Raw genomic sequence first — 26709 nt, forward strand, 5'->3', positions numbered from 1 at the left:
CCTCAGCAGTCCAGTGGGTTGCGTTTTTCAGGGTCGATACCGAATTTGACGATGGCCTCGGCCACCACCTTCGGTTCGATTTCACCCCGATCAGCCAAGGCTTCCAGCGCGGCCAGCACGACGAAGTGGCGGTCGACTTCGAAGAAGTGACGCAGCTTCTTGCGGCTGTCGCTACGGCCGAAGCCGTCGGTGCCCAGAACCTTGAATTCCTTGGAAGGAACCCACTGACGGATCTGCTCGGCGAACAGCTTCATGTAGTCGGTAGAGGCCACGACGGGACCCTTGCGACCGGTCAGGCACTGTTCGACGTAAGTCTGCGCTGGCTTCTGGCCAGGGTGCAGGCGGTTGCTGCGCTCCACGGCAAGGCCGTCACGACGCAGTTCGTTGAAGCTGGTGACGCTCCACACATCGGCGCCGACGTTGAACTGCTCGCGCAGGATCTTCGCCGCTTCACGCACTTCGCGCAGGATGGTGCCGGAACCCAGCAGCTGCACGTGATGGGCTGCTTCCTTGGTGTCTTCTTCGAGCAGGTACATGCCCTTGATGATGCCTTCCTCGACACCGGCCGGCATGGCGGGCTGCTGGTAGGACTCGTTCATCACGGTGATGTAGTAGAAGACGTCCTGTTGCTCTTCGGTCATCTTCTTCATGCCGTCCTGGATGATCACCGCCAGCTCGTAGCCGTAGGTTGGATCGAAGGTGCGGCAGTTCGGGATGGTGCCCGCCAGGATGTGGCTGTGGCCGTCTTCGTGTTGCAGGCCTTCACCGTTGAGCGTGGTGCGCCCGGCGGTGCCGCCGATCAGGAAGCCGCGGGTGCGGCTGTCGCCGGCAGCCCAGGCCAGGTCGCCGATACGCTGGAAGCCGAACATCGAATAGAAGATGTAGAACGGCAGCATCGGCTGGTTGTGGCTCGAGTACGAAGTACCGGCAGCGATGAACGAGCTCATGGCGCCCGCTTCGTTGATGCCTTCTTCGAGGATCTGGCCCTTTTTGTCTTCCTTGTAGAACATCACCTGATCTTTATCGACGGGCTCGTAGAGCTGGCCGACCGAGGAGTAGATGCCCAACTGGCGGAACATGCCTTCCATGCCGAAGGTACGGGCTTCGTCCGGGATGATCGGGACGATGCGCGGGCCGATTTCCTTGTCCTTGACCAGCTGGGCGAGGATCCGCACGAAGGCCATGGTGGTGGAAATCTCACGGTCGCCCGAGCCATCCAGGATCGACTTGAGGGTATCGAGCGGCGGGGTCGGAATATTGAAGCTCTGCGCGCGGCGCTGTGGCACGAAACCGCCCAGTGCGGCGCGGCGCTCGCTCAGGTAGCGGGCCTCGGCACTGCCTTCTTCAGGTTTGAAGAATGGCAGGTCGGCCAGTTGTTCGTCCTTGACCGGGATGTCGAAACGGTCGCGGAACAACTTCAAGCTGTCGACATCGACCTTCTTGGTGTTGTGCGCGGTGTTTTTCGCTTCGCCGGCACCGGTGCCATAACCTTTGATGGTCTTGGCCAGGATGACGGTGGGTTGTTCTTTGTGGTTGACCGCTTCGTGGTAAGCCGCATAGACCTTGTACGGGTCGTGGCCGCCACGGTTGAGTTTCCAGATCTCGTCGTCGGACAGATCAGCAACCATCGCCTTGAGTTCTGGCGAGTTGAAGAAGTGTTCACGCACGAACGCGCCGTCTTTGGCTTTGTAGTTCTGGTACTCGCCGTCGATGACTTCGTCCATGCGACGTTGCAGGATGCCGTCGACGTCCTTGGCCAGCAGCGGGTCCCAGAAGCGGCCCCAGATGACTTTGGTCACGTTCCAGTGAGCGCCGCGGAACACGCCTTCGAGTTCCTGGATGATCTTGCCGTTGCCGCGAACCGGGCCGTCGAGGCGCTGCAGGTTGCAGTTGATGACGAAGATCAGGTTGTCGAGCTTCTCGCGGCCGGCCAGGGAGATGGCGCCCAGGGATTCCGGCTCGTCACACTCGCCGTCACCCAGGAAGCACCAGACCTTCTGCTTGCCCTCGGGGATGAAGCCGCGGGCCTCAAGGTATTTCATGAAACGTGCCTGGTAGATCGCCTGGATCGGCCCCAGACCCATGGACACGGTCGGGAACTGCCAGAAATCAGGCATCAGCCAAGGATGCGGATAGGACGACAGGCCCTGACCGTCGACTTCCTGGCGGAAGTTGTTCATTTGCTCTTCGGTGATCCGGCCTTCCATGAACGCGCGGGCGTAGACGCCTGGCGAGGTGTGGCCTTGGTAGTAGATCAAGTCGCCGCCGTGCTCTTCGGTCGGCGCCTGGAAGAAGTAGTTGAAGCCAATGTCGTACAAGGTTGCGCTGGAAGCGAAGCTCGAGATGTGACCGCCCAGGTCAGAATCTTTCAGGTTCGTGCGCATAACCATGGCCATCGCGTTCCAGCGCACCAACGAGCGAATGCGGCGTTCCATGAACAGGTCGCCAGGCATGCGTGCTTCGTGGGTAACGGGGATCGTGTTGCGATACGGCGTGGTGATGGCGTAGGGGAGTTGGGAACCACTGCGGGTTGCCAGTTCGCCCATGCGGGTCATCAGGTAGTGAGCGCGGTCTTCGCCTTCTTTGTCGAGAACCGACTCCAGGGCGTCCAGCCATTCCTGGGTTTCGACGGGATCGAGGTCTTGCATGGCTTGCTCCAGGGCGGAAAGGCTTCCAGAATCGAAGCCTGAGTTTGCGACGGCCTTGTGGGCAGACGATATTGAATTCTTGGATGGCCGGTAGGGTTGGCCGGCGGCGTGTAGTTTTACTACAAATTGATCTTCATTTCATGCTTTCGAGGTGAAGGTGCGGTAGCGGAACTACGGTGCGGCGACTTGTCGCCCCCTGCCGGGTTGTGAGAATAATCGATACGGCGACCAAAACATAAGCAATCAAGGGGCTGCGTTTGATGAAATCTGCCAAAAATAGCCAGGTTTCAGCTATTTGCAACTTTTGTTCGACAGTCTGGCCATCGCCCTCCGCTCAACTTGCCTCTCTTTCTGCCACCGCTACGACGATCTAGGATAGACCATGAGCCTGCCTTCGCTGGTTGAAATCCCCGCCATTCTTGTCCCTTTGATCAGCCGTAATCGGCAGTCGTTCAAAGACGCTATCGCCGCCGCGCAATCGCCTGCAGGCCTTGATAAATGGAGCGTTGAACGCTGGGCAGAGTTCGATCGCGTGTGCGCGGCCAGCGACTTCGTCCTCGAGCAGGCGGTGCGCGAACCGAGCCTGCTGCTGGAGCTGGTCGACAGCGGCGATCTGGACCGCGGGTTCGCGCCAGGTGAGCTGTGTGCCCAGCTCAGCGCCGCCGTTCGTCAGGCCGACAGTGAAGATGCCCTCGGCAAGACCTTGCGCCGCCAACGCAGCCGTCATCAAGTGCGGATCGTCTGGCGCGACCTGACCCGCCAGGCCGACCTGGTGCAGACCTGCCGCGACCTGTCGGACCTGGCCGATGCCTGCATCGATCAAGCCTACCAGTGGCTGTACCCGCGCCATTGCCTGCAGTTCGGCACGCCGATGGGCCGGCGCAGCGGCGACGTGCAGCACATGGTGATCCTTGGCATGGGCAAGCTGGGGGCAGTTGAACTCAACCTGTCGTCGGATATCGACCTGATCTTCGCCTATCCCGAAGGTGGCGAGACCGAAGGGGTCAAGCGTGCCCTCGACAACCAGGAATTTTTCATTCGCCTCGGTCAGCGGCTGATCAAGGCGCTCGACCCGGTCACCGTCGACGGCTTCGTGTTCCGCGTCGACATGCGCCTGCGCCCCTATGGTTCCTCGGGTGCGCTGGTGCTCAGCTTCAACGCGTTGGAGCAGTACTACCAGGATCAGGGCCGTGACTGGGAACGCTACGCCATGATCAAGGCCCGCGTGGTGGCCGGCGATCAAGCAGCGGGCGCACAGTTGCTGGAGATGCTGCGCCCGTTCGTGTATCGCCGTTACCTGGACTTTTCCGCCATCGAAGCGCTGCGCACCATGAAGCAGTTGATCCAGCAGGAGGTCCGGCGCAAGGGCATGGCCGAGAACATCAAGCTCGGCTCAGGTGGCATCCGCGAGGTGGAGTTCATCGCCCAGGCGTTCCAGTTGATCCACGGCGGCCGTGACCTGAGCCTGCAGCAGCGACCATTGCTGCGTGTGCTGGCGACACTTGAAGGGCAGGGCTACCTGCCGGCCGCGGTGGTTGATGAATTGCGCGATGGGTATCTGTTTTTGCGCTACACCGAGCACGCCATCCAGGCCATCGCCGACCGCCAGACGCAGATGCTGCCCGAGGGCGATCAGGATCGCGCACGTATCGCCTTCATGCTCGGCTTCGCCGATTGGACCGCCTTTCATGAGCGGCTGATGTTCTGGCGCGGTCGTGTGGATTGGCATTTCCGCCAAGTGATCGCCGACCCGGACGAAGAAGAGGACCACACCACGATGGTCGGCGGCGAGTGGCTGCCGTTATGGGAAGACAGTCAGGACGAAGAAGCCGCCTGTCGGCAGCTCGAAGACGCCGGCTTTCGCGATGCGCCACAGTCCTTGAAACGCCTCACCGACCTGCGTGGCAGCCCGCAACTGCGCGCCATGCAGCGCCTTGGTCGCGAGCGGCTCGATGCCTTTATTCCACGGTTGCTGGCCCAGGCCACCGAACATGCGCATCCGGATCTGGTACTCGAACGCGTATTGCCGCTGGTCGAAGCGGTGGCGCGGCGCTCGGCCTACCTGGTGTTGCTGACCGAGAACCCCGACGCCTTGCGCCGCTTGCTGACCCTGTGCGCGGCCAGCCCGTGGATCGCCGAACAGATCACCCGCTTCCCGCTGTTGCTCGATGAACTGCTCAATGCAAGCCGCCTGTTCAACCCGCCCCAGGCGCTGGAGCTGGCGGCCGAACTGCGCGAGCGTCTGACCCGCATCCCCGAGGATGATCTCGAGCAGCAGATGGAAGCGCTGCGCCATTTCAAACTGGCGCACCGCCTGCGCGTTGCCGCCTCGGAGATCACCGGCAGCCTGCCGTTGATGAAAGTCAGCGATTACCTGACCTGGCTCGCCGAGGCGATCCTCGAGCAAGTGCTGGCCCTGGCCTGGCGTCAGACCGTGGCCCGGCACGGTGTGCCGATGCGCAACGATGGCAGCCTGTGCGAGCCGGGCTTCGTGATCATCGGCTACGGCAAGGTGGGCGGCATCGAGCTGGGTCATGGTTCGGACCTCGACCTGGTATTCATCCACGACGGCGATCCGCAGGCCGAAACCGACGGTGCCAAGCCTATCGATGGTGCGCAGTTCTTCACCCGCCTGGGCCAGCGCATCATTCACCTGCTGACCGCGCAGACCAACTCCGGCCAGCTCTATGAAGTCGATATGCGCCTGCGGCCCTCGGGCGCCGCCGGGTTGCTGGTGAGCTCGCTGGGCGCCTTCTCCCGCTATCAGGAGGGTGAGGCCTGGACCTGGGAGCATCAGGCGCTGGTCCGGGCGCGGGTGTTGGTGGGCGCGGCGGATGTCGGCGCCGCGTTCGAGCAGGTGCGCGCCCATGTGCTGGGGCGCCGACGCGACGAAGCGAGCCTGCGCCAGGAGGTCAGCGAGATGCGCGCGAAGATGCGCGACAATCTGGGAACCCGTGCCACCCAGGCCGGAATGGGCGCCAACGCCTTCGACGCCAGCGCCTCGTTCGACCTCAAGCAAGACGCCGGAGGTATCGTCGATATCGAATTTATGGTGCAATACGCCGCTTTGGCGTGGTCCAGGGCGCATCCTGAGCTGCTGCGCTACACCGACAACATCCGCATTCTGGAAGGGCTGGAAGAGGCCGGGCTAATGCCCCAGGCCGATGCCGTGCTGCTGCGTGAAGCCTACAAGGCCTACCGCTCGGTCGCGCACCGCCAGGCCTTGCAGAATCAGACCGGGGTCATTGCCGCAGACCAGTTCGGCACCGAGCGACGCGAGGTGATGCGTATCTGGGCGCAGCTGGGGCTCGGTTGATGCCTGCCCGATCGTTTCTGGAAAGAACATGAACATTCTGATCATTGGACCCAGCTGGGTTGGCGACATGGTGATGGCGCAGACACTGTTCCAGTGCCTCAAGCAACGCCATCCGGAGTGCGCCATCGACGTGCTGGCCCCCGAGTGGAGCCGGCCGATCCTCGAGCGCATGCCCGAGGTCCGGCGTGCCCTGAGCTTCCCGCTCGGCCATGGCGCGCTGGAGCTGGCCACCCGCAGGCGCATCGGCAAGTCGCTCAAGGGCCAGTACGATCAGGCGATCCTGCTGCCCAATTCGCTCAAGTCCGCGCTGGTGCCGTTTTTCGCCGGTATTCCCAAGCGCACCGGCTGGCGTGGCGAGTTTCGCTACGGCCTGCTCAATGATGTGCGCACCCTGGACAAGGCCCGCTATCCGTTGATGATCGAGCGCTTCATGGCCCTGGCTTACGCGCCGGGCGCGCAGTTGGCGCAACCTTATCCACAGCCGCGCTTGCAGATCGATGCCGATAGCCGCGCCGCAGCGCTCGCCAAGTTCGGCCTGGTGCTCGACCGCCCGGTGCTGGTGCTGTGCCCCGGTGCCGAGTTCGGCGAGGCCAAGCGCTGGCCCTCCGAGCACTATGCCCAAGTCGCCGAGAACCGTATCCGTGAAGGCTGGCAGGTGTGGCTGTTCGGTTCGAAGAAGGATCACCCGGTCGGTGAGGCGATCCGCGAGCGGCTGATTCCGGGGCTGCGAGAAGAGTCGGTGAACCTCAGTGGCGAGACTTCGCTGGCCGAGGCGATCGACCTGATGTCGTGCGCCGAGGCGGTGGTGTCCAACGACTCTGGCCTGATGCACGTCGCCGCAGCGCTCAACCGCCCGCTGGTCGCCGTGTATGGCTCGACCTCGCCGGGGTTCACGCCGCCGCTGGCCGATCAGGTCGAAGTGGTGCGCCTGGGGCTCGATTGCAGCCCGTGCTTCGATCGCACCTGCCGATTTGGCCACTACAATTGCCTGCGACTGCTGGAGCCGCAGCGCGTGGTCTCAGCCCTGGAAACCCTGCAAGGCCCGGAACGGGTCGATGCGCTGGTCGAGGTCGACTGAAGTGCGGGTACTGCTGATCAAGACGTCATCGCTGGGCGATGTCATTCATACCCTGCCGGCCCTGACCGATGCCGCACGGGCCATCCCCGGCATTCGCTTCGACTGGGTGGTGGAAGAAGGCTTCGTCGAGTTGCCGAGCTGGCACCCTGCGGTGGATAAAGTCATCCCGGTGGCCATCCGCCGCTGGCGCAAGAACCTGTGGCAGACCCACAAGTCCGGCGAGTGGAAGCTGTTCAAGCAGCGTGTTCGCGAGCGCCATTACGATCTGGTGATCGACGCCCAGGGCCTGCTCAAAAGCGCCTGGCTGACGCGCTACGTGAAGGCCCCAGTGGCCGGCCTTGACCCAAAATCGGTACGCGAACCAATAGCCAGCCGCTTCTATGATCGGCGCCTGGCGGTAAGCCGCAATCAGCACGCGGTCGAGCGTTTGCGCCAGTTGTTCGCTCTGGCGCTGGGCTACGACCTGCCCGCCAGCCTTGGCGACTACGGTCTCGATCATTCGCAATTGTTCACCGGGCCTGCACTGCGGCCGTTCGTGATGTTCCTGCATGGCACCACCTGGGACACCAAGTTCTGGCCCGAGGCCTACTGGCGCGAACTGGCCGAACGCCTGGGCCTGGCGGGTATCGATGTGCGCCTGCCGTGGGGCAACCAGGCCGAGCAGGCGCGCGCCTATCGCATCGCCACGGGCTTGAATAACGTCCATGTACTGCCCAAATTGAACCTGGCGGGGGTGGCCAAGGTGCTGGCCTCGGCCAAGGCCTGCGTGGCGGTCGATACCGGTCTCGGGCACTTGGCGGCGGCGCTGGATGTGCCCACGCTGTCGTTGTTCGGCCCTACCAATCCGGGGTTGACCGGTGCCTACGGCAAGGGCCAGGTGCACTTGGCGAGCGACTTCGCCTGCGCGCCCTGCCTGCAGAAAAAATGCACGTATCAACCGACGCCAGACGACCTGGTGAAATTCAATATCAAGCGCGAGTGGCCTTTATGCTTCACGCGCGTCAATCCCGAGCGTGTGGCAGGCCGACTGAGCGCGTTGTTACTGGCTGAGGATCTTCGTTGATGCAACTGGCATTCGTGCTCTACAAATACTTTCCATTTGGCGGCTTGCAGCGTGATTTCATGCGCATCGCCCTGGAATGCCAGCAGCGTGGGCATCAGATTCGCGTGTACACCTTGATCTGGGAGGGCGACGTGCCCCCCGGTTTCGAAGTGCTGGTTGCGCCGGTCAAGGCCCTCTTCAATCATCGGCGCAACGAAAAGCTGCTGGCGTGGATGCAGGCCGACCTGGCCAAGCGCCCGGTCGATCGAGTGATCGGCTTCAACAAGATGCCCGGCCTCGACGTTTACTACGCCGCCGACGGCTGCTTCGAGGACAAGGCGCAGACCCTGCGCAATGGCCTCTATCGCCGTTGGGGTCGGTATCGCCACTTTGCCGAATACGAGCGGGCGGTGTTTGCCCCCGAAGCGAAAACCGACGTGTTGATGATTTCCGAGGTGCAGCAGCCGCTGTTTATCAAGCATTACCACACGCCGTTGCAGCGCTTCCATCTGCTGCCGCCAGGCATTGCGCTGGATCGCCGCGCGCCGGCCAATGCGGCCGAGATTCGCGCCGAGTTTCGTGGCGAGTTCATGCTCGAAGACGATGAACTGCTGATCGTGCAGATCGGTTCGGGGTTCAAGACCAAGGGTGTCGATCGCAGCCTCAAGGCGTTGGCGGGGTTGCCGTCGGCGCTGCGCAAGCGCGTACGCATGTTGGTCATCGGCCAGGATGACCCCAAGGTGTTCCAACTGCAAAGCGTAGCGCTGGGCCTTGGTGATCGGGTGCAGTTCCTCAAGGGCCGCAGTGATATTCCGCGTTTCCTGCTGGGGGCCGACCTGTTGATTCATCCGGCCTATAACGAGAACACCGGCACGGTGCTGCTCGAAGCCCAAGTGGCTGGTTTGCCGGTGCTGGTGTCCGCCGTGTGCGGCTATGCCCATTACATTGCCGAGGCCGACAGTGGCCTGGTGCTCGACGAGCCGTTCGAGCAGGTGCAGCTCAATCGTTATCTCGAGACCATGCTCAGTGACGACGAGGCGCGTGCGACCTGGTCGCGCAATGGCCTGGCGTTCGCCGACACGGCCGACCTCTACAGCATGCCGCAGCACGCGGCCGATGTGATTCTGGCGGAGCGCCCATGAAGCTGAAACTGGCCGAGCCGTTCCAGCGCCTGTGGGCCGGGCGCGATCCCTTTGTTGAAGTCGAGGGCTTACAGGGGGTGGTCTACCGCGAACTCGAGGCGCGACGCACCTTGCGCACCGAGGTGGCAGGGCGCGGCTATTTCGTCAAGATCCATCGCGGCATCGGCTGGGGCGAGATCTTCAAGAATCTGCTGACCGCCAAACTGCCCGTGTTGGGCGCCGGCCAGGAGTGGCAGGCCATCCAGCGCCTGCAAGAGGTCGGGGTGCCGACCATGACCGCCGTGGCCTACGGCGAGCGCGGCAGCAATCCGGCCGATCAGCATTCGTTCATCGTCACCGAAGAGCTGGCGCCGACCGTCAGTCTTGAGGACTACAGCCTCGACTGGGAGAAAAACCCGCCAGCCCCGGCCCTCAAACATGCACTGATCGCCGAGGTGGCGCGCATGACCGGCATGATGCACCGCGCCGGGGTCAATCATCGCGACTGCTATATCTGTCATTTTTTGCTGCACACCGACACCGAAGTCACCCCTGAGCATTTCAAGCTTTCGGTGATCGACCTGCACCGTGCCCAGACCCGCTCGCGCATCAGCCGCCGCTGGCGCGACAAGGACTTGGCCGCGCTGTATTTTTCGGCATTGGGCATCGGCCTGACGCAGCGCGACAAGCTGCGTTTTCTGCAAGGCTATTTCCAGCAGCCACTGCGCCAGATCCTGCGCGACGAGGCGTCGTTGCTGGGCTGGCTGGACGGCAAGGCGAACAAGCTGCTCGATCGAAAGCAGCGTTATGGTGATGCCCTTTGACCGTGTCGATGTCCCCGCTTCATGGGCGCCTGATGCCCACAGTCCTTGCCGGGAGGCATGCTGATGCGTTTGTCTGAACTCAAATCGCTGGGCCGTACGCCAGCGCTGCCGATCGATATCCAGCTGGCCGATGCCGCAGGCGCCGGGACCTTGCAATTGCTCAGCCTGCTGCGTGTGCTGCCAGGGCAACGTTACGTAGGCGCCGCCGTGTGGCGCGGGCGCCCGGTGCTGGCCAAATTGCTGGTGGGTAGCCGCGCGGCGCGGCATTTCCAGCGCGAGGTCGCTGGCGTCAAGGTGCTGGCCGCCCAAGGCCTGCCGACCCCGACGCTGCTTGCCGAGGGCTTGCAGGAAGGCGAGGGCGGCTGGTTGCTGTTCGAGTTTTTACCGCAGGCGCAGAGCCTGGCGCAGGCCTGGGCCGAGGTCGAAGCGCTGCCGATGCTGGCCGATGAGCAACAAGCGGTGCTGGCCGAGGCATTGACCGCGGTGGCGCAGATGCATGCCAAGGGCCTGTGGCAGGAGGACCTGCACCTCGACAACCTGCTGCGCGCCAACGGGCAGCTGTATTTGATCGACGGCGCCGGCATTCAAGTCGAGCAGGCCGGGCAGCCGTTGTCGCGCCCCAAAGTGCTGGAAAATCTGGGGGTGTTGTTCGCCCAGCTGCCCAAGACGCTGGAACCTTTTATCGAAGAATTGCTGGTGCACTATCTGCTGGCCAACGGCGAGCACGGCTTGCCGCTGGAGGCGCTGCTCAAGCAGATCGACAAGGTCCGCCAGTGGCGCCTGCGCGACTTCATTGCCAAGGTCGGCCGTGAATGCAGTCTCTTCTCTGTGCATCGAGGTGCTTTCGCATTGCAGGCTGTTCGACGCCGCGAGGTGGCGGCGATGCAGCCGGTGCTGGAGCAGGCCGATGCCTTGCTCGATCAGGGCCTGCTGTACAAGACCGGCGGCGCGGCCACCGTGGGCAAGGTGGACGTCGGTGGGCGGCTGCTGGTGATCAAGCGTTACAACATCAAGGGTGTGGGGCACTGGTTCAAGCGTTTCTGGCGTCCGAGCCGGGCCTGGCATTCGTGGGTCGAGGGCAATCGCCTGGCGTTCCTCGGGATTGCTACCCCTACGCCACTGGCCGTGCTGGAGCATCGATTCCTGTGGTTGCGCCGGCGCGCCTATCTGGTGACCGAATACTGTGCCGGGACCGATGCCATCCGCCATCTCGAGCCATACCGCGACAGCGGCGAGATTCCCGAGGCCGAGCTGTCGGGGTTGCAGCAGTTGTTCAGTGATTTGATTCGCCAGCGCATCAGCCATGGTGACATGAAGGGCTACAACCTGTTCTGGCAGGATGGGCGCTGGGCGTTGATCGATCTCGATGCGGTTTGTCAGCACGGCAGTGCGGGGAGTTTCGCCCCGGCGTTCGAGCGGGATCGGGCGCGGTTTTTGCGTAATTGGCCACAAGGATCGGCACTGCATTGCGTGCTCGACGAGCAGTTACCGCGGATGTGACACCACCCTCCACCTGTAGCAAGGGGGGCTTGCCCCCGCAGATAACGCAGGAAACGTCGAGGGTTGCCCCGAGGGCTTACACTGAAACACTTTATCCGCAGCACTTAGGGCCCGCTAATCAGCAAGAATGCAGACCTCTTTAGCGCCTCGCAAATCTGGACCGATTATTCAAACTGATACTGCACCCCAGCCCCCGCATACCACGAGCGGCCGGGGGCGGCTTCGTAATAACGGTTGTTGCTGTCACCCACGATCACCGAACCCACATATTGCCGATCCAGCAAATTATCCAGCCGCAGCGTCTGGTGAAAAGTCCAGTGCTCGACCTTCTGCTCGAAGCGCGCGCGCCAGTTGAACACCGCATAGGCCGGTGCAGGCTTTTGATCGTTGGTGTCCTCGACATAGACCTTGCTGCGGTACATCCCCTCTAGCGCAGTGCTGATCCAGTCGCGGGGCTTCCAGTCGAGTTCGCCGAACAGGGTATCTTTCGGTACGCCAGGCAGGTTGTTGCCCTTGTCGATGAGGGTTGCGCCACTGGTGAAGTCGCTGTCGTATTGCGCCACCAAATGAGTGTAGGCAATCTGCGTGCTCCACTGCTCGCCGAGCTGGCTGTCGATGCCCAGTTCCAGGCCGCGGCGCAGGGTGCGACCGGCGTTCTGGTAGCTGGTGCGGCCGTTGTTCGAACCAGCCACCACCAGCTCGTCGTCAGTGGTGATCTGGAAGACCGCCAGATTGATACGGGTATCGTTCAATACCTTGGCCTTCAGGCCGATTTCATATTGCTTGCTGGTGGAAGGCTTGAGGCCGAAGTTGAAGCCTTCGGTGGCGCCCGGCGCGTAGGCCATCTCCGCTTGCGTTGGGGTCTCGAAGCCTTTGCCGGCGCTGATATACCCGTGCAGTTTCTCGGTGAAAGCGTACATGGCGCTGACCGAGGGGCTGTTCTGCTGGTAGTCCTTGCTGCCGCTGGCGTCGCCGTTGCTCAAATAATGATCGCTGACGTCCATCTTCATGGTGCTGTGGCGCACGCCAGCCTGGAAGGTCCAGTCGCCCAGGGCCCAGTTGGTTTGCACGAAGGGATCCAGGCTGGTGGCGGTGTCGACTTCGTCGCGGGCCAGGGCGCCTTTGACACCCAGCTCGGTGGCGGTGTAGTTCTGGTAGCCGGTGCGGTCGTCCTGGCTGCGGTCGTAATCCAGGCCGGCGATGATGGTCAGGTCGCCGGGCGCCTTGCTGATGGGTTGCAGCCAGTGCACGCTGCCGCCGTAGAACTTGCGGTCGAAATCGACCACGCCGCCGCCGCGGATGTTGGCCGGCGTTTTTTGCGGGATCGACAGATATTGCAGCACGCTGCGGGTGCCGGTGTAGGCGTTGACCTGCAGCGTCGCATCGCCGAAATAACGCTCGTAGTTCATGCCCAGCTGCTGGTGGTCGATGCTCTTGCGCGTGTTGTAGGTCAGCGCGCCAGCCGTCACCGAGCGCGGATCGGCCTTGTACGCGGCCCAGGTCTGCCCTAGCGGGTCCTGGGTGCCGTTCTGCTCCAGGCTGCTGTAGATCAGCGCCATCTTGCTGTCGTCGTCGGGCTTGAAGTTGACCTTGGCGAAGGTCTGGTCGCGGCGTGCGGCACTGTGGTCGCGGTAGCCATCGGTGTCCATGCGCGAAGCGTCCAGCACGAAGCCGACGCCATCCGCTGCGCCCTCGGCGGTCAGGTGGTTCTTGCTCAGGCCATCGCTGCCCACCAGCGTTTCGGCACCAATTCGCGGCGCGCCTTCGCCATCCCTGGAAAACATCTGGATCACCCCGCCGGCATTGCTGCCGTACTGCGTCGCTGCCGGGCCGCGCAGCACTTCGATGCGGTCAGCGGTATCGAGGTTGAAAGTCGCCGCCTGACCCTGGCCATCCGGGGTGCTGGCGGGGATGCCATCGGCGATCAGCTTCAGGCCACGCACCCCAAAAGCCGAGCGCGCACCGAAGCCGCGCGACGAGATCTGCAGATCCTGCGCGTAATTCTGACGATTTTGCACCACCAGCCCCGGCACCCGGCTGAGCACTTCCGAGGCGTTGATGCGCAACTGCCCGTCGTTGATCTGCTCGCGGCTGACACTGTCGACCGAATACGGCAGGTCGAAACTGCTGCTGGCGCTGCGCGACCCGGTTACTACGGTGGAATCGAGGACGATCTCTGGCGTATCGGCGTGGCTCAGCGTCGGGCAGGCCATGCCGCCGAGGATCAGGCAGCGCAGGAGGCGAGAGGCCTGAAGGGCAGGCAGCAGGGTTTTCATGGGGCGCAGTACCGGAGTGGGAGTCGAGCGTGGTGGGTATTTTAGCGGGTGTTGCAGGCATCGGCGCGGATAATGATGCTTGGGTTTGAGGGGGGGGCACTCACTACGATTTCGGACATTTCCTACGCGCTATTCGGAATCTGCCGACTGCGAAGCTTTGAGCGGTTTCGGTAACGTTCAGCGCGACGGCTTCCGCTATCGCTCAAAGGGAAGTCACCATGTGGAACTTGGATTGTGAGGGTGGTAGTGAAACTTTCAGTGTTGATTATCGGTGTTTGGATGCTCTCGGGTTGCTCTGCGTGGTCGACCGGGGCTAATCAGGGCGCTTCTGGGTATGAATGCGATATCAATCCGTTGTTGTACGGGTGCCCTTATGGAAAGAGGTAAGGATGCAAAATGCACGGTTGTTAATGTTTGGCTAAATTGATGTTCGGAGTGTGTATGAAAAGCATTGCAATGATGGTGTTGGGGCTTCTATTTTTAAGTGGTTGCACAAATGAATATACAGAAAAGCTGTGGTCCGGCCACTGGGATATGAGAACGGACTCCCAGCGTCATGCGTGTGATATGAACCCGCTGGGTTACGGATGTCCTTATAAAGGTGAATAGTCACTCGCCTGTCGTAATCATGGTGAGGCATGGCTCACCATGATCCAGTCACGCTATTTTGATTCGGGGAATTACCATTCAAAAATGGTAAAAGGGTAGCCCTTTCCGAATTCTCCCAGAGTTGGATAGAATTTTTTTCTGGGCTTACGCTCAGGTGTAAATCCAAATCGCGCCCAGACAGGGAATACATTCATCAGCATCAGTTGCCCATCGGGCTGAATATAAGGCCAGGCGTCAACCTTGCCTGCTGTATCCGTCTGCCACAGCACGACATCGGCATGGTTGGCGATGACGAATCTGCCATCGCTTTGGAAGCTGGCTTTCGTACCGCCTTCGACAACCGTGCCGCTTTGCCATGTCAGTTCATTGGCAGCTGTGTAGATCGCCAGATTGCCGTCTGCTTGCAGGATAAGATAGTGGTCTCCGGTGGAGTATTGATGGCCGACGCTCAGTAATTCTGCTTCAGGAATGGGTATGGGTGCCAACAAGCTTGGCTGGAACGGGTAGTTGGTCTTGGGCCAAACTCTGCGCATGTCCTGAATGACCAGATTGCCGTCAGGCTGCAATGCCATATGGGTATTGGACCAACGGCTTTTGTCTTTGGAGTGGCTGGCCTCGGCAACCCACATGGACTCTCTGCGCGGGTCATATAAGAAACCAGAGTTTGAAATATAGAAAAACGCTGGTCCTTTCTCGTTAGGTCGCTTCAATGCGAGGCTGAAAGGCTGCTGTTTATCTGCGGTCCAGATGTGAGCGCCATTATCGAGTAGCACGAGTTGGCTGTCCTCATTCATGGTCAGCTTGAATCTTCCATCTTGTGACAAGAGGAAGTCGCCAGCTTGAAATTTTTGATTGTTGGGGAGTATCCAGTCGCCGTTATTGGTGAAACGTACAGTTGGATCAGCCATGGTCGTTCCTTGTTTTGATGAGAGTTCATCCTCTGCCTTGGCTGTCAGTTCCTCAATCGGGAAGCCTTTCCCTGATGGCGATGCGCAATACCCGATGCTGTGAGCCCCGCAGAAACCTCCCGAAGCATTTTCCCGGACTAATCCGATTGCCTCTCCCCTGCTTTTTTGCGTCAATGCGCGGCTCCGGTTGCTGGGTAAAAATTTCTCTGCGCACAGTGAACCGTCAGCCCGCTGGCGAATCCGATATGACGCTGTGCTAGGGTGTCGAGCGCGACCAGGTACAAGGGTTTTCGAGCGGCTACAGGTGGTGTTGTTTGGGGTATAATCGGCCCCTTTAGCCGCCAGCAGCCCAGATTGGCTGCGGTGCATCATTTCAGATTAATAGAGGCTCGACCCTTGGCATTGACGATTCTTGGCCTGTCCGGCGCCCTAAGCCATGATCCATCCGCTGCGCTGTACATCGACGGCAAGTTGATCGCGGCCGCCGAAGAAGAGCGCTTCGTGCGTGACAAGCATGCAAAGAACCGCATGCCTTACGAGTCCGCCAAGTTCTGCCTGGAGCAGGCCGGCATCAAACCGTCCGACGTCGATGTCGTGGCCATTCCTTTCGCGCCGATCAGCCTGTTCGGCGAAGCCCGCTGGCATTACGCCAAGCGCTACTGGTATGCGCCGGATCGTGCCCTTGACGCTATCCTCATGGGCAACCGTCGCTACAAGCGCTATCGCAACAAGATCGTCTGGTGCCTTGAACAGCTGGGCTTCGATCCGAAGAAAATCAAGATCGAACCCGTCGAGCATCACCTGGCTCACGCCTCCAGTGCCTACCACTGCTCGGGTTTCCAGGAAAAGACCGCGATCCTCGGCATCGACGGCAAGGGCGAGTACGCCACCACGTTCTTCGGCTATGGCGAAAACGGCAAGATCCACAAGATCAAGGAATTCTTCGACCCGGACTCCCTCGGCGGCCTCTATGGCGCGATCACCGAGTTCCTCGGTTTCGAGATGCTCGACGGCGAATTCAAAGTCATGGGCATGGCGCCGTACGGCGATGCCAGCAAGTACGATTTCTCGCGTCTGGCCAGTTTCGAGAATGGCGAACTGGTGATCAACACCGACTACGCCAACGTCATCGGCCTGCGCCGCTATAAAGAGAAGGGCAAGGGCTTCTACTTTTCGCCCAAGCTTATCGAATGGCTGGGCCCCAAGCGTGAAGGCGATATCGCCGACGAGCCCTACATCCATTACGCCGCGAGCATGCAAGCGCTGTTCGAGAAGCTGGCCCTGCAGATGATCGACCACTACCTGGGCGACATCCTCAAGGAGACCGGCAAGCTGGCTTTCGCAGGTGGTTGCGCGTTGAACGTCAAGCTCAACCAGAAAATCATCGCCCGCGACGACGTCAAGGAGCTGTTCGTGCAACCTGCTTCGGGCGACGCCGGTACTGCGGTGGGCGCTGCGGCCTATGTCTCCCACGCACGCGGTGTGCCGGTGGAGAAGATGGAGCACGTGTACCTCGGCCCGTCCTACAGCAACGAAGATGTGATCGCGGCCTGTGCGCGGCATCCGAGCAAGCCGAACTGGACGCAAATCACCGACACCCCCGAGCGTATCGCCAAGATCATGGTCGAGGGCAATCCGGTCGCCTGGTTCCAGGGGCGCATGGAATTCGGCCCGCGGGCCCTGGGCGGTCGTTCCATCATCGGCTGTCCGAGCATTGCAGGCGTGGCTGACCGCATCAATCACCAGATCAAGTTCCGCGAGCGCTGGAGGCCTTTCTGCCCGTCCATGCTCGACACCGTCGCGCCGCAGATGATCAAGATCGATCACCCGGCGCCGTTCATGACCTTCACCTTCGAGGTGTCCGAGGAGTGGAAGGCCCGCGTGCCGGAAGTCGTGCACGAAGACGGCACGTCTCGTGCTCAGGTGCTCAAGCGTGAATACAACCCGCGCTATTACGACATGATGAAGGCCCTGGAGGTGCTGACCGGCAACGGCGTATCGCTGAATACCTCGTTGAACCGTCGTGGCGAGCCGATGATCTGCTCGCCTACCGATGCGTTGAACATGTTCTTCGGGTCTGACCTGCAGTACTTGATCATGGAAGATATTCTGGTCATCAAGGACACAGTAACTGCATGACAACATCGCCTACATTGATCAGCGTGGTTGTACCGACCTACAACTACGCGCGTTATCTACATCGCGCCCTGGACTCTATCCTCGGCCAATGGGCGGATGACCTTGAACTGATCATTGTCGACGATGGTTCCACAGACAACACCGCGCAGATCGCACAGGGTTATGTGTCGCGCTTCGCCTCGGTGCGTTATGTCTATCAGGACAACGCCGGGCCGGCTGCGGCGCGCAACCATGGCGTCAGCCTGGCGCAGGGGCGGTTCGTCCTGCCGGTGGACTCCGATGACGAGCTGATCAATGGTGCGATCGCCGTGCTGCGTGCGATGGTGCAAGCCACGCCCCACGCGCAGGTGATTGTCGGCGCACATATATCGGTTTACCCAGACGGGCGCGAGCGTACGCGCCTGCCGGTGCCAGTGCCGGCCATGGCGCCCAGGGCCATTACCTGCCGCTATCTGCTCGAAAAACGCATCTCCTTCGCCCCCAGCAGCATCCTGATTTGCCGCGATCTGCTGTTGCAGCGGCCTTATCCGGAACAACTGCGTACGGGCGAAGATATCCCGGTTTTTGCCTATCTGCTGGTCACGGCCGAACAGATCATGGTCACCGACCAGGTGATAGCGCGTATTCACAAGCACCCCGACAGCCTGCGCAACGATCGCCGGGACGAAGAGGCGTTGGCCTTGGCGATGGTGCAGGAAGTATTTACCGGGCTGCCGCCTGAATGCCAATCGTTGCGTACCCGCTATGAGGCGCAGCGCTATCTGTCGCTGTTCCGCGCCGCTGTACGGGACGATGATCGTTCGACCGCACGGCGCTTCTATCGCCGCGCCTTGTACCTGAGTGCGAAGCAGGCATTGCGCTGGGTGTACGTTCGTAAAGCCATTCGCTTGTTCTTCAAGGATTAGTCTGCATGCGGTCAGTGGTTTCGGTGGCGAGTCACAACTCGTTCGTCACAGTGTTGAAAAGCCTTTCGCCCCTTTGGTTGACGTTCATTGCCAGCTTGCTGCTGTCGCTGATCGCTATCGCAGGTACCGATATCCTTGCTCGCGACGCCGCGTTCTACATGGACATCGCCAATCAGGTGAACATCCAGGGGCCGCGGGTCGCGCTGAAGATGTTCGATTGGCCGTGGTTCGCCATGCTGATCGCCGGCACCCACGCGCTGACCCATCTACCGCTCGAGACCTGCGCTCATCTTTACTGCGCGCTGTTCATGGCGGGCACCTGCACCCTGCTGGTCGACTGCATTCGCCAACGAGTTCCTGAAGCAACCTGGTGGGGCTGTCTGGTGGTGCTGGCCATGCCGGCGATCAACCAGTTTCGCTGGGATATCATTCGCGAAGAGGGCTTCTGGTTTTTCTGCACCCTGGCCCTTTGGCTGGCGCTGCGCTGGGAAACCCGTGGTGGCTGGCTGCGCGCCGCGGCGATCTACGCGGCCGTGGCGGCGGCGGCGCTGTTCCGGCTCGAGGCCCTGACCGTGCTGGTCGCCTTGGGTGCATGGCAGTTGCCGAACCTGTTCATCAAAGGGCGCAGACGCACCTTCCTGGAGTTTTTCTGGCTGCCGCTGGTGTTGCTGATCCCCGCGCTGCTGCTGGTGATACCGCGTATCGATTGGCACTCCAGCCGCGTCGCCTACATGCTGGCCTTGATCGAGCCGCGGTCGGTGTTTGCCAGCTTCAACAAGCTGGCGGATCAGTTTGGCAGTTCGCTGGTCAACAAATATTCGGTCGATGAGGCCGGGCGCATCATCTTCATCGGATTGCTAGGCTCGTTGCTGATCAAGTTCGTCAATCTGATGGGTCCCTTCGCATTGCCGTTTCTTTGGCCGCGCGCATGGCGCAGCTGGCAGCTCTACTGGCAGGCATTCCGGCCATTTGCCTGGGTGGCGGCAGCCTATTTCGTCGTGATGATGCTGTTTTTCATCAATGCGCAGTTCATGATCGGGCGGTACCTGAGCTTCCTTGATGTGATGGTGCTGCCGCTGCTGGCGATCGCGCTGAGTCAATTTGCCCAGGCCTGGCCGCGGTTGGCCAGAGTCGTGTTGGTGCTGGGGCTGTTGATGATGCTGGCCAATGTGGTTTCGCTGGGCACGAAGAAAACCAATTTCGTTGCCGCTGGGCAGTGGGTTGCCGCTAATATCGACGCGAAGGCCCCGGTTTTCTACGAAGATGGCCGCATTTCCTACTACGCTGGGCGCGGTTATCCACAGCCAACCATCCCTCGTGAAATCGCCACGGCCCCTGGCAACGCGCAGCAGTATGGATATTTCATCTTCGAGGCTGACCCAGGCGAGCCTTGGCTGCAGGCCTGGATGGCAGAGCATCAATTGCGGGTGCTGGCGCAATTCGCTCAGCGCAAGGGCAAGACGGTCACGGTGGTCGGGCATTGATTGTGTATTAGCTGTGCTGGCCCCTTCGCGGGCAAGCCTTGCTCCCACAGGCATACAGTTGTGGGAGCAAGGCTTGCCCGCGAAAGGGCCGGTCGCAGCACCGCAGTTCCAGTAGCCTGCCCACGCACTGATACCCTCCTGATCTAGGCCGGCGCCCTGCATTCAGTGTTTGCAGGGTTGTGATAGGATTCGTTTTTTTTCGCCAACGGATACTCATGAGCAGTCCTGACCCTCGCGCCCAGTCCACGCTGAAGATCTACCTGCGCCTCCTCGGCTACGTGCGCCCTTATGCGGGCATGTTCGTGATGAGTATCGTGGGGTTCCTGATCTTCGCTTCCGCGCAACCGATCCTGGCCTATATCCTCAAGTACTTCGTCGACGGGCTTTCAAATCCCGAGGCCAGCCTGTTTCCAAACAACCCCTATCTGGGCCATCTGCAATTGCTGCAAGCCGTGCCGCTGATGATCGTGATCATCGCCGTGTGGCAGGGCATCGGATCGTTCATCGGCAACTATTTGCTGGCCAAGGTTTCCCTGGGGCTGATCCACGACCTGCGCGTGGCACTGTTCAACAAGCTCCTTGCCCTGCCCAGTCGTTACTACGATAACCACAATTCGGGTCATATCATTTCGCGTATCACCTTCAACGTCACCATGGTGACCGGTGCTGCCACCGATGCCATCAAGGTGGTGTTTCGCGAAGGCCTGACCGTCGTGTTCCTGTTCATTTCGTTGGTATGGATGAACTGGAAGCTGACCCTGGTGATGCTGGCGATCCTGCCGTTGATCGCGCTCATGGTCAGCAGTAGCAGCAAGAAATTCCGCAAGCAGAGCAAGCGTATTCAGTCGGCCATGGGGGATGTCACCCACGTCGCCTCCGAGACCGTGCAAGGCTTTCGCGTGGTGCGCAGCTTTGGCGGTGAAGAGTACGAAGAAAACCGCTTTCGCGTCGCCAGCCAGAGCAATACCGATCGCCAACTGAAGATGAACCGTACCGGCTCCGTATATACGCCGATGCTGCAACTGGTGACCTACACCGGCATGGCCATCGTGATGTTTCTGGTCTTGTATCTGCGCGGCGATTCGTCGGCCGGTGAACTAGTGGCGTATATCACCATGGCGGGCCTGCTGCCCAAGCCGATCCGCCAGTTGTCGGAAGTCAGCTCGACCATCCAGAAAGGTGTGGCGGGTGCCGAGAGCATTTTCGAGCAGCTGGACGAAGATAACGAAGTGGACGAAGGCACGGTCAACATCGCCAAAGTCAGCGGCCGCCTCGAAGTGCAGCACCTGAGCTTCACCTATCCGGGGACCGAGCAACCCGTGCTCGATGACATCAGTTTTGTCGTCGAAGCCGGGCAGATGGTGGCGCTGGTCGGGCGTTCCGGCAGCGGCAAGTCGACCTTGGCTGCCTTGGTGCCGCGCTTCTATCAGCATTCCCATGGCCAGATCCTGCTCGACGATACGCCGATCCAGGACTTTACCCTGCGCAACCTGCGCCAGCACATCGCCTTGGTCAACCAGCAGGTGACTCTGTTCAACGACACCGTGGCCAACAACATTGCTTACGGCGACCTGGCCGGCGCGCCACTGGAAGATATCCAGGCGGCGGCGCAGCAAGCCTATGCGGACGAGTTCATCGTCAAAATGCCCAACGGCTACCACACCTTGGTGGGCGAGAACGGCGTGCTGCTGTCCGGCGGCCAACGTCAGCGTCTGGCGATCGCCCGGGCATTGCTCAAGAACGCGCCGGTGCTGATCCTGGACGAGGCCACGTCGGCGCTCGATACCGAGTCCGAACGGCACATTCAGGATGCCCTCGACAGCGTCATGAACAACCGCACCACCTTGGTGATCGCCCACCGTTTGAGCACGATCGAGAAAGCCGACCTGATCCTTGTCATGGATCAAGGCCGTATCGTCGAGCGCGGCACCCACGCGCAGTTGCTGGAAATGAACGGTTACTACGCGCGTCTGCATGCCCGCCAGTTCAAGGATGACGACGCCGTGCCTCATTCGGTCGAAGTATGCTGAGGGCGTTGCGCGCCTGGCGTGAGCGTGGCTGGACCGTCATCGACAGCAATGCCTATGCGCAGGCCTGGGAGCGCTTCGGCGGCAGCGTCGCCACCCACCCGCAAGTGGTCGAACGGCTTGCCGGGCTGGCTGCTATCCCGGTGCGCTACTTGGGTTGGGAGCGCGACGGCGAGTTGCTCGCTGCGGTGCCTTGCTGGGGCCAGCACCTGGCGCTGTCCAAGGACGTGCTCAAGCGCGCCGGCAAGCGCGGACTGTTCGATCTGGGCAACGCCGAGGTCATCCTGCCGGTGGCCGATGATGCTCAGGTAGAGGTGCGCCAGCGCATGCGCTATGTGTCCGAACTCAATGTCGGCAAGGTGCGCTCGCTCAAGCCGTTGCCTCAGGGCCTGGCCTTGGCCCGCGCCCCTGAAGATTATTCCAAGAAGTTTCGTTACAACCAGCGCCGCGAACAGCGTCTGCTGGAAGAGGCGGGTGGTCGGCTGAGCCCGATGACGCAGTTGTCGGCCGTCGAACAGGCGGCTATCTATGCCGATCTGTTCCAGCGTCGCTGGGGCTTCGAGGCACCGGGCAAGGCCCGGCTCGCCGAGGTGTTCGAGTTGTTGCGCGAGTTCATGACCGGCGCCGTGGTGTGGCTCGACGACGCACCGGTGGCGATCCAGATTCTTTACCGCGTCGAGGCGCCCAAGTGGGTGTCGCTGGAGTACATCAATGGTGGCGTCGATCCGCAAAGTCGTGATTTCAGCCCCGGCAGCGTGCTCAGCTTCGTCAACACCCAGCAGGCCTGGGAGCATGCACGGGCACTGGGCAAGCCGTTGCGCTACTCCTTCGGACGCGCCGACCGCGAATACAAGGGGCGCTGGTGCCACACCGTGCCGGCCTACCAGGTGTAATGCATGAGCGAACGCAAGCAACGGCTGCTCAAGGCCCATCGACGCAACAAGCGCATCGCCCTGCTGGTGGCGCTGCTGGTGCTCATCCTGATTGGCGTGCTGGTGGCCTGGTGGTGGGTGCCGGTGCTCCTGGTGCTGGGCTGGGTCGCCCATGAAGCCTGGTTCGCCGACCATCTGTTTTATCGCTCCAACGACGATTACCAGTACGAGTTCGCCTTTGGCACTTCGATACAGGACGCGCGCATCGACGCTCAGGGGCTGTTGACCCTGGACCGACCTGCCGCAGCGGGTGACACCCTGGTGCTGGAAGTACGGCTGCGTGCGACCTGGTTTGGGCGCTGGGTCGACCCCGCCGTGCTGATGGGCGACGACCGCCAGGAGTTCGAGCGCGGTGTGCGCGGGCGGCGCTACCTGAATCTGTCCGGCCAGGCCGATGCGCTGTCCGCCGGCAATCTGAAGGTACGAGGGTATCTGTGCCGGGTAGCGCCCGAGGCGCGGTTGTTCGTGCAAGCAAACGAGGATTTCGCCCAGCGCCGGGTGATGATCGTCGCCCCCCATGCCGACGATGCCGAGCTGGCCGCATTCGGGCTCTACAGCCGGTGCGCGCAGGCCAGTATCGTCACCCTGACTCAGGGCGAGATCGAGGCCGAGGAGTATCAGCGTCTGGGGCTGAGCCTCAGCCAGGCCGCCGAGCTCAAGGGCCGACTGCGCAGCTGGGACAGCCTCGCGGTGCCGCTGTGGGGTGGGGTCGACGCCAGCCGTTGCGTGCAGTTGGGTTACTACTGCCTGCAGCTCAAGCCGATGGCTGCCCAACCTGCGCAGGCCTTCGGCTCGCGGGAGTCGCAGCAGTCCGATATCCGCACCGTGCGCCAGCACAATCCACTGACGCTGCCCGCTGACGTCGACGGTCAACCGACCTGGCACAACCTGGTGGCGGACCTCAAGGCGCTGCTTGAGCACTATCGCCCCGAGGTGGTGGTCACACCGCATCCGCAGCTCGACCCACACGCCGACCATATTGCCAGCACCCAGGCTCTGTTTGCGGCCATCGCCATCAGCAGCTGGAAGCCCCGGCAGGCGCTGTTCTACGCCAACCACCTGCACGATAACGACCGCTGGCCCATGGGCCGTGCGGGCGCGGGCGTGGCCCTGCCGCCGGCCATCGAGGCGTTGCCTGCCGACCGCCTGTGGAGCCCGATGCTGTCCACGGCCACGCAGCTGAACAAGGCCATGGCGCTGGGTATGCAGCACGACCTGCAAGGCCGGCCCGCGCTGAAAAAGCGCTTGCGCCGTTGCATCCAGTATTGGCTGGCAGGGCGCCGCTGGCCGGCCACCGGCGAGGACGAATTTTTCCGCAAGGCGGTACGCCGTCACGAGCTGTTCTGGGTGCGTGACTTGAACGACTGATCACGCCGCGCCGGGGCAGTTTGTCAACGGGCACGACTGCCCATAAAAGCGCCGGCGAGGCTGTGTTAATATCGCCGCCCTGTTCATTTTGTATGTGGGTTGCCCATGAAATTGTCCATGCCGCGATTTGGCCAGGCCCCTGTGTTGGTAGTCGGCGATGTGATGCTCGATCGTTACTGGCATGGCGGGACCTCGCGCATCTCCCCTGAGGCACCGGTGCCGGTGGTCAAGGTCGAGCAGATCGAGGATCGTCCGGGCGGCGCGGCCAACGTCGCCCTCAATATCGCCGCGCTCGGTGCCCCTGCCTCTCTGGTCGGCGTGACCGGCGACGACGAGGCTGCCGAGAGCTTGACCAATAGCCTCAAGGCGGCCGGTGTCCATGCCGTGTTCCAGCGCATCCCCCAGCAGCCGACCATCGTCAAGCTGCGGGTCATGAGCCGGCACCAGCAATTGCTGCGCATCGATTTCGAAGAACCCTTCGCTACCGACGCCTTGGCGCTGGGCGCCGACGTCGACACGTTGCTTGCAGGCGTCAAGGTGCTGGTGCTGTCGGACTACGGCAAAGGCGCGTTGAAGAATCATCAAAGCCTGATCCAGGCAGCGCGTGCACTTAATATTCCGGTACTGGCCGACCCCAAGGGCAAGGACTTCACCATTTATCGCGGTGCCAGCCTGATCACCCCCAACCTCAGCGAATTCGAAGCCATCGTCGGCGGCTGCCGCGATGAAGCCGAGCTGGTGGCCAAAGGCGCCCAGTTGATGCAGGACCTCGACCTCGGGGCCTTGCTGGTTACCCGTGGCGAGCACGGCATGACCTTGCTGCGCCCCGATCATCCAGCGCTGCACTTGCCGGCGCGCGCCCGTGAAGTGTTCGACGTGACCGGTGCCGGCGACACGGTGATTTCCACCTTGGCCGCCTCCATCGCCGCAGGTGAAGAGCTGCCGCAAGCCGTGGCACTGGCCAACCTGGCCGCTGGCATCGTGGTCGGCAAGCTTGGTACCGCTGCCATCAGCGCCCCGGAACTGCGCCGTGCCATTCAGCGTGAAGAAGGTTCGGAGCGGGGCGTGCTGAGCCTCGATCAGTTGTTGCTGGCCATCGACGACGCCCGTGCGCACAACGAACGCATTGTCTTCACCAACGGCTGTTTCGATATTCTGCACGCCGGCCATGTGACCTATCTGGAGCAGGCGCGCGCCCAGGGCGATCGGCTGATCGTGGCCGTCAACGACGATGCCTCGGTCTCGCGCCTCAAGGGCCCCGGCCGGCCGATCAACAGCGTCGACCGGCGCATGGCGGTACTGGCCGGGCTCGGCGCGGTGGATTGGGTCATCAGCTTCAGTGAAGACACCCCCGAGAACCTCCTGACTCATGTGCGTCCGGATGTACTGGTCAAGGGCGGCGACTATTCGGTCGAGCAGGTCGTCGGCGCTTCCATCGTCTCGGCCTACGGCGGCACCGTGAAGGTACTCGGGCTGGTGGAAAACAGCTCCACGACCGCCATCGTCGATAAAATTCGCAGTCGGTGAGCGCAGGAATGAGGGACGCGCAGGTATGAGGGTCATGTTGTTGGTCATGGACGAGCAGCGCGTGCTGCTCGACCGCCTGTATGACATCGTTCGCCAGCATTGTGACGAGTGTGTGATCCAGCGCCTGAGCAAAGCGCAGCAGATGAACCTGGGGGCGTTTCTGGCCTCAGTGCATCATCAGGACTTCGATCGGGTGGTGATCTTTTCCCGCGTCAAGCGCCTGGCTCGGCAACGGCGGGTGCTGCAATGCGTACCGGGGCTGGTGTTCCTCGAGCACGACGCCTACCAGAACTACATGCCCGACAGTAAATATCAGCACACGTACTCGCGCCTCTACAGCCAGTTGCCCGCGTGTCGTGCGTTGCTGTCCGGTGCCGTCGTGGTGCAGCGGATGCAGGCCGAAGGCATCGATGCGGTGTTCGTGTCCAAGGGCTATGACGAACAGATGCTGCACGACCTGGGGCGCGAGCGGGATATCCCGGTGGGCTTCCTCGGTAGCCTGAAAAGCAAGGAATACGCGCAGCGCAAGGCGCTCCTCGAGTCGCTGGCGAGCAAGACCGGGATGCTGGTCACGCGTACCCAGTCGGGCGACGAGTATTTGCAGACGCTCAACCGGATCAAGGTATTCGTCAGTGCCGACATCGGCATGGGCGAGTTCATGATCAAGAATTTCGAAGCCATGGCCTGTGGCTGCGTGTTGCTGGCCTGGAGCCAGGGTGAGGAAGATCACTTGCTGGGCTTCGAGGACATGCACAACGTGGTGTTCTACCGCTCCGAGGCCGAGGCGCTGGAAAAACTCGCGTTGCTGCAAAGCGATCCGTTGCTGGCCGAGCGCATCGCCGCCAATGGCGAGGCCTTTGCCCGCGAGCACTACAGTTTCGCCCGGGTCGGCCGCGACCTGGCCACGGCCATTCAGGCCCCGATGCGCGCCTGGCAAGCGCCGGGTTGGTTGACGCGGCAGTGGGTCCGGTGGCGCTACGGGCTGCAGGTGCCGGGGCAGTGACG

17 protein-coding genes are annotated in these 26709 nt (G+C 61.7%); 14 read left to right on the top strand and 3 right to left on the bottom strand.

The genetic code is table 11. The annotated features are described in order from the left end of the window. Positions 1-2: 2 nt before the first annotated feature. Positions 3-2648: a pyruvate dehydrogenase (acetyl-transferring), homodimeric type gene (gene aceE / locus LIX93_RS11940; RefSeq protein WP_226504240.1), complete on the bottom strand. Its 2646-nt coding sequence runs from the start codon at positions 2646-2648 to the stop codon at positions 3-5. Between the two features lie 382 nt (positions 2649-3030). Here aceE and glnE point away from each other — a divergent pair, with 382 nt between their 5' ends. The 6 genes from glnE to LIX93_RS11970 all read left to right on the top strand — a co-directional run bounded on the left by glnE (position 3031) and on the right by LIX93_RS11970 (position 11529). After that, positions 3031-5964, top strand: a complete 2934-nt coding sequence (gene glnE, locus LIX93_RS11945; RefSeq protein ID WP_226504241.1) for a bifunctional [glutamate--ammonia ligase]-adenylyl-L-tyrosine phosphorylase/[glutamate--ammonia-ligase] adenylyltransferase — start codon at positions 3031-3033, stop codon at positions 5962-5964. A gap of 28 nt (positions 5965-5992) precedes the next feature. Next, the gene (gene waaF, locus LIX93_RS11950) at positions 5993-7042 is read left to right on the top strand and encodes a lipopolysaccharide heptosyltransferase II (protein WP_226504242.1); all 1050 of its coding nucleotides are present in this window, start codon (positions 5993-5995) and stop codon (positions 7040-7042) included. A gap of 1 nt (position 7043) precedes the next feature. Then, positions 7044-8105, top strand: a complete 1062-nt coding sequence (gene waaC / locus LIX93_RS11955; protein WP_226504460.1) for a lipopolysaccharide heptosyltransferase I — start codon at positions 7044-7046, stop codon at positions 8103-8105. Continuing rightward, positions 8105-9226 (top strand): glycosyltransferase family 4 protein, encoded by a 1122-nt coding sequence (locus tag LIX93_RS11960; protein WP_226504243.1) that lies wholly within the window; start codon positions 8105-8107, stop codon positions 9224-9226. Before waaC ends, LIX93_RS11960 begins: the two co-directional genes overlap by 1 nt. Continuing rightward, a complete protein-coding gene (rfaP, locus tag LIX93_RS11965; RefSeq protein WP_226504244.1) occupies positions 9223-10029 on the top strand; it encodes a lipopolysaccharide core heptose(I) kinase RfaP in 807 nt (268 codons plus the stop codon). The genes LIX93_RS11960 and rfaP overlap by 4 nt, the downstream gene beginning before the upstream one ends. A gap of 63 nt (positions 10030-10092) precedes the next feature. Next, the gene (locus tag LIX93_RS11970) at positions 10093-11529 is read left to right on the top strand and encodes a lipopolysaccharide kinase InaA family protein (protein ID WP_226504245.1); all 1437 of its coding nucleotides are present in this window, start codon (positions 10093-10095) and stop codon (positions 11527-11529) included. A 164-nt stretch (positions 11530-11693) separates the two neighbouring features. Here LIX93_RS11970 and LIX93_RS11975 read toward each other — a convergent pair whose 3' ends face one another. Next, entirely contained in the window at positions 11694-13742 is a 2049-nt protein-coding gene (locus tag LIX93_RS11975) for a TonB-dependent receptor (protein WP_226504461.1), read from the bottom strand. A 743-nt stretch (positions 13743-14485) separates the two neighbouring features. Then, positions 14486-15322: a bacteriocin gene (locus tag LIX93_RS11980; RefSeq protein WP_226504246.1), complete on the bottom strand. Its 837-nt coding sequence runs from the start codon at positions 15320-15322 to the stop codon at positions 14486-14488. A gap of 396 nt (positions 15323-15718) precedes the next feature. Between LIX93_RS11980 and LIX93_RS11985 the strand changes: the two genes are divergently transcribed. The 8 genes from LIX93_RS11985 to LIX93_RS12020 all read left to right on the top strand — a co-directional run bounded on the left by LIX93_RS11985 (position 15719) and on the right by LIX93_RS12020 (position 26707). Then, positions 15719-17461, top strand: a complete 1743-nt coding sequence (locus tag LIX93_RS11985; RefSeq protein WP_226504247.1) for a carbamoyltransferase — start codon at positions 15719-15721, stop codon at positions 17459-17461. Next, entirely contained in the window at positions 17458-18366 is a 909-nt protein-coding gene (locus LIX93_RS11990; RefSeq protein ID WP_226504248.1) for a glycosyltransferase family A protein, read from the top strand. Before LIX93_RS11985 ends, LIX93_RS11990 begins: the two co-directional genes overlap by 4 nt. A gap of 5 nt (positions 18367-18371) precedes the next feature. Further along, positions 18372-19850 carry a hypothetical protein gene (locus tag LIX93_RS11995; protein WP_226504249.1) on the top strand — a complete coding sequence of 493 codons (1479 nt, stop codon included), beginning with the start codon at positions 18372-18374 and terminating at the stop codon, positions 19848-19850. A 215-nt stretch (positions 19851-20065) separates the two neighbouring features. Beyond that, complete coding sequence (msbA, locus tag LIX93_RS12000) at positions 20066-21880, top strand: lipid A export permease/ATP-binding protein MsbA (protein ID WP_226504250.1); 1815 nt, start codon at positions 20066-20068, stop codon at positions 21878-21880. Further along, positions 21874-22770 (top strand): GNAT family N-acetyltransferase, encoded by an 897-nt coding sequence (locus tag LIX93_RS12005; RefSeq protein ID WP_226504251.1) that lies wholly within the window; start codon positions 21874-21876, stop codon positions 22768-22770. The genes msbA and LIX93_RS12005 overlap by 7 nt, the downstream gene beginning before the upstream one ends. A gap of 3 nt (positions 22771-22773) precedes the next feature. Beyond that, positions 22774-24177, top strand: a complete 1404-nt coding sequence (locus LIX93_RS12010; RefSeq protein ID WP_226504252.1) for a PIG-L family deacetylase — start codon at positions 22774-22776, stop codon at positions 24175-24177. A gap of 105 nt (positions 24178-24282) precedes the next feature. Further along, on the top strand, positions 24283-25704 hold the full coding sequence (gene hldE, locus LIX93_RS12015) for a bifunctional D-glycero-beta-D-manno-heptose-7-phosphate kinase/D-glycero-beta-D-manno-heptose 1-phosphate adenylyltransferase HldE (protein ID WP_226504253.1): 1422 nt from the start codon (positions 24283-24285) through the stop codon (positions 25702-25704). A 25-nt stretch (positions 25705-25729) separates the two neighbouring features. Further along, on the top strand, positions 25730-26707 hold the full coding sequence (locus tag LIX93_RS12020) for a glycosyltransferase (RefSeq protein WP_226504254.1): 978 nt from the start codon (positions 25730-25732) through the stop codon (positions 26705-26707). Positions 26708-26709 lie beyond the last annotated feature (2 nt).

This window comes from Pseudomonas sp. MWU16-30317, assembly GCF_020515695.1.
Lineage (GTDB): Bacteria > Pseudomonadota > Gammaproteobacteria > Pseudomonadales > Pseudomonadaceae > Aquipseudomonas.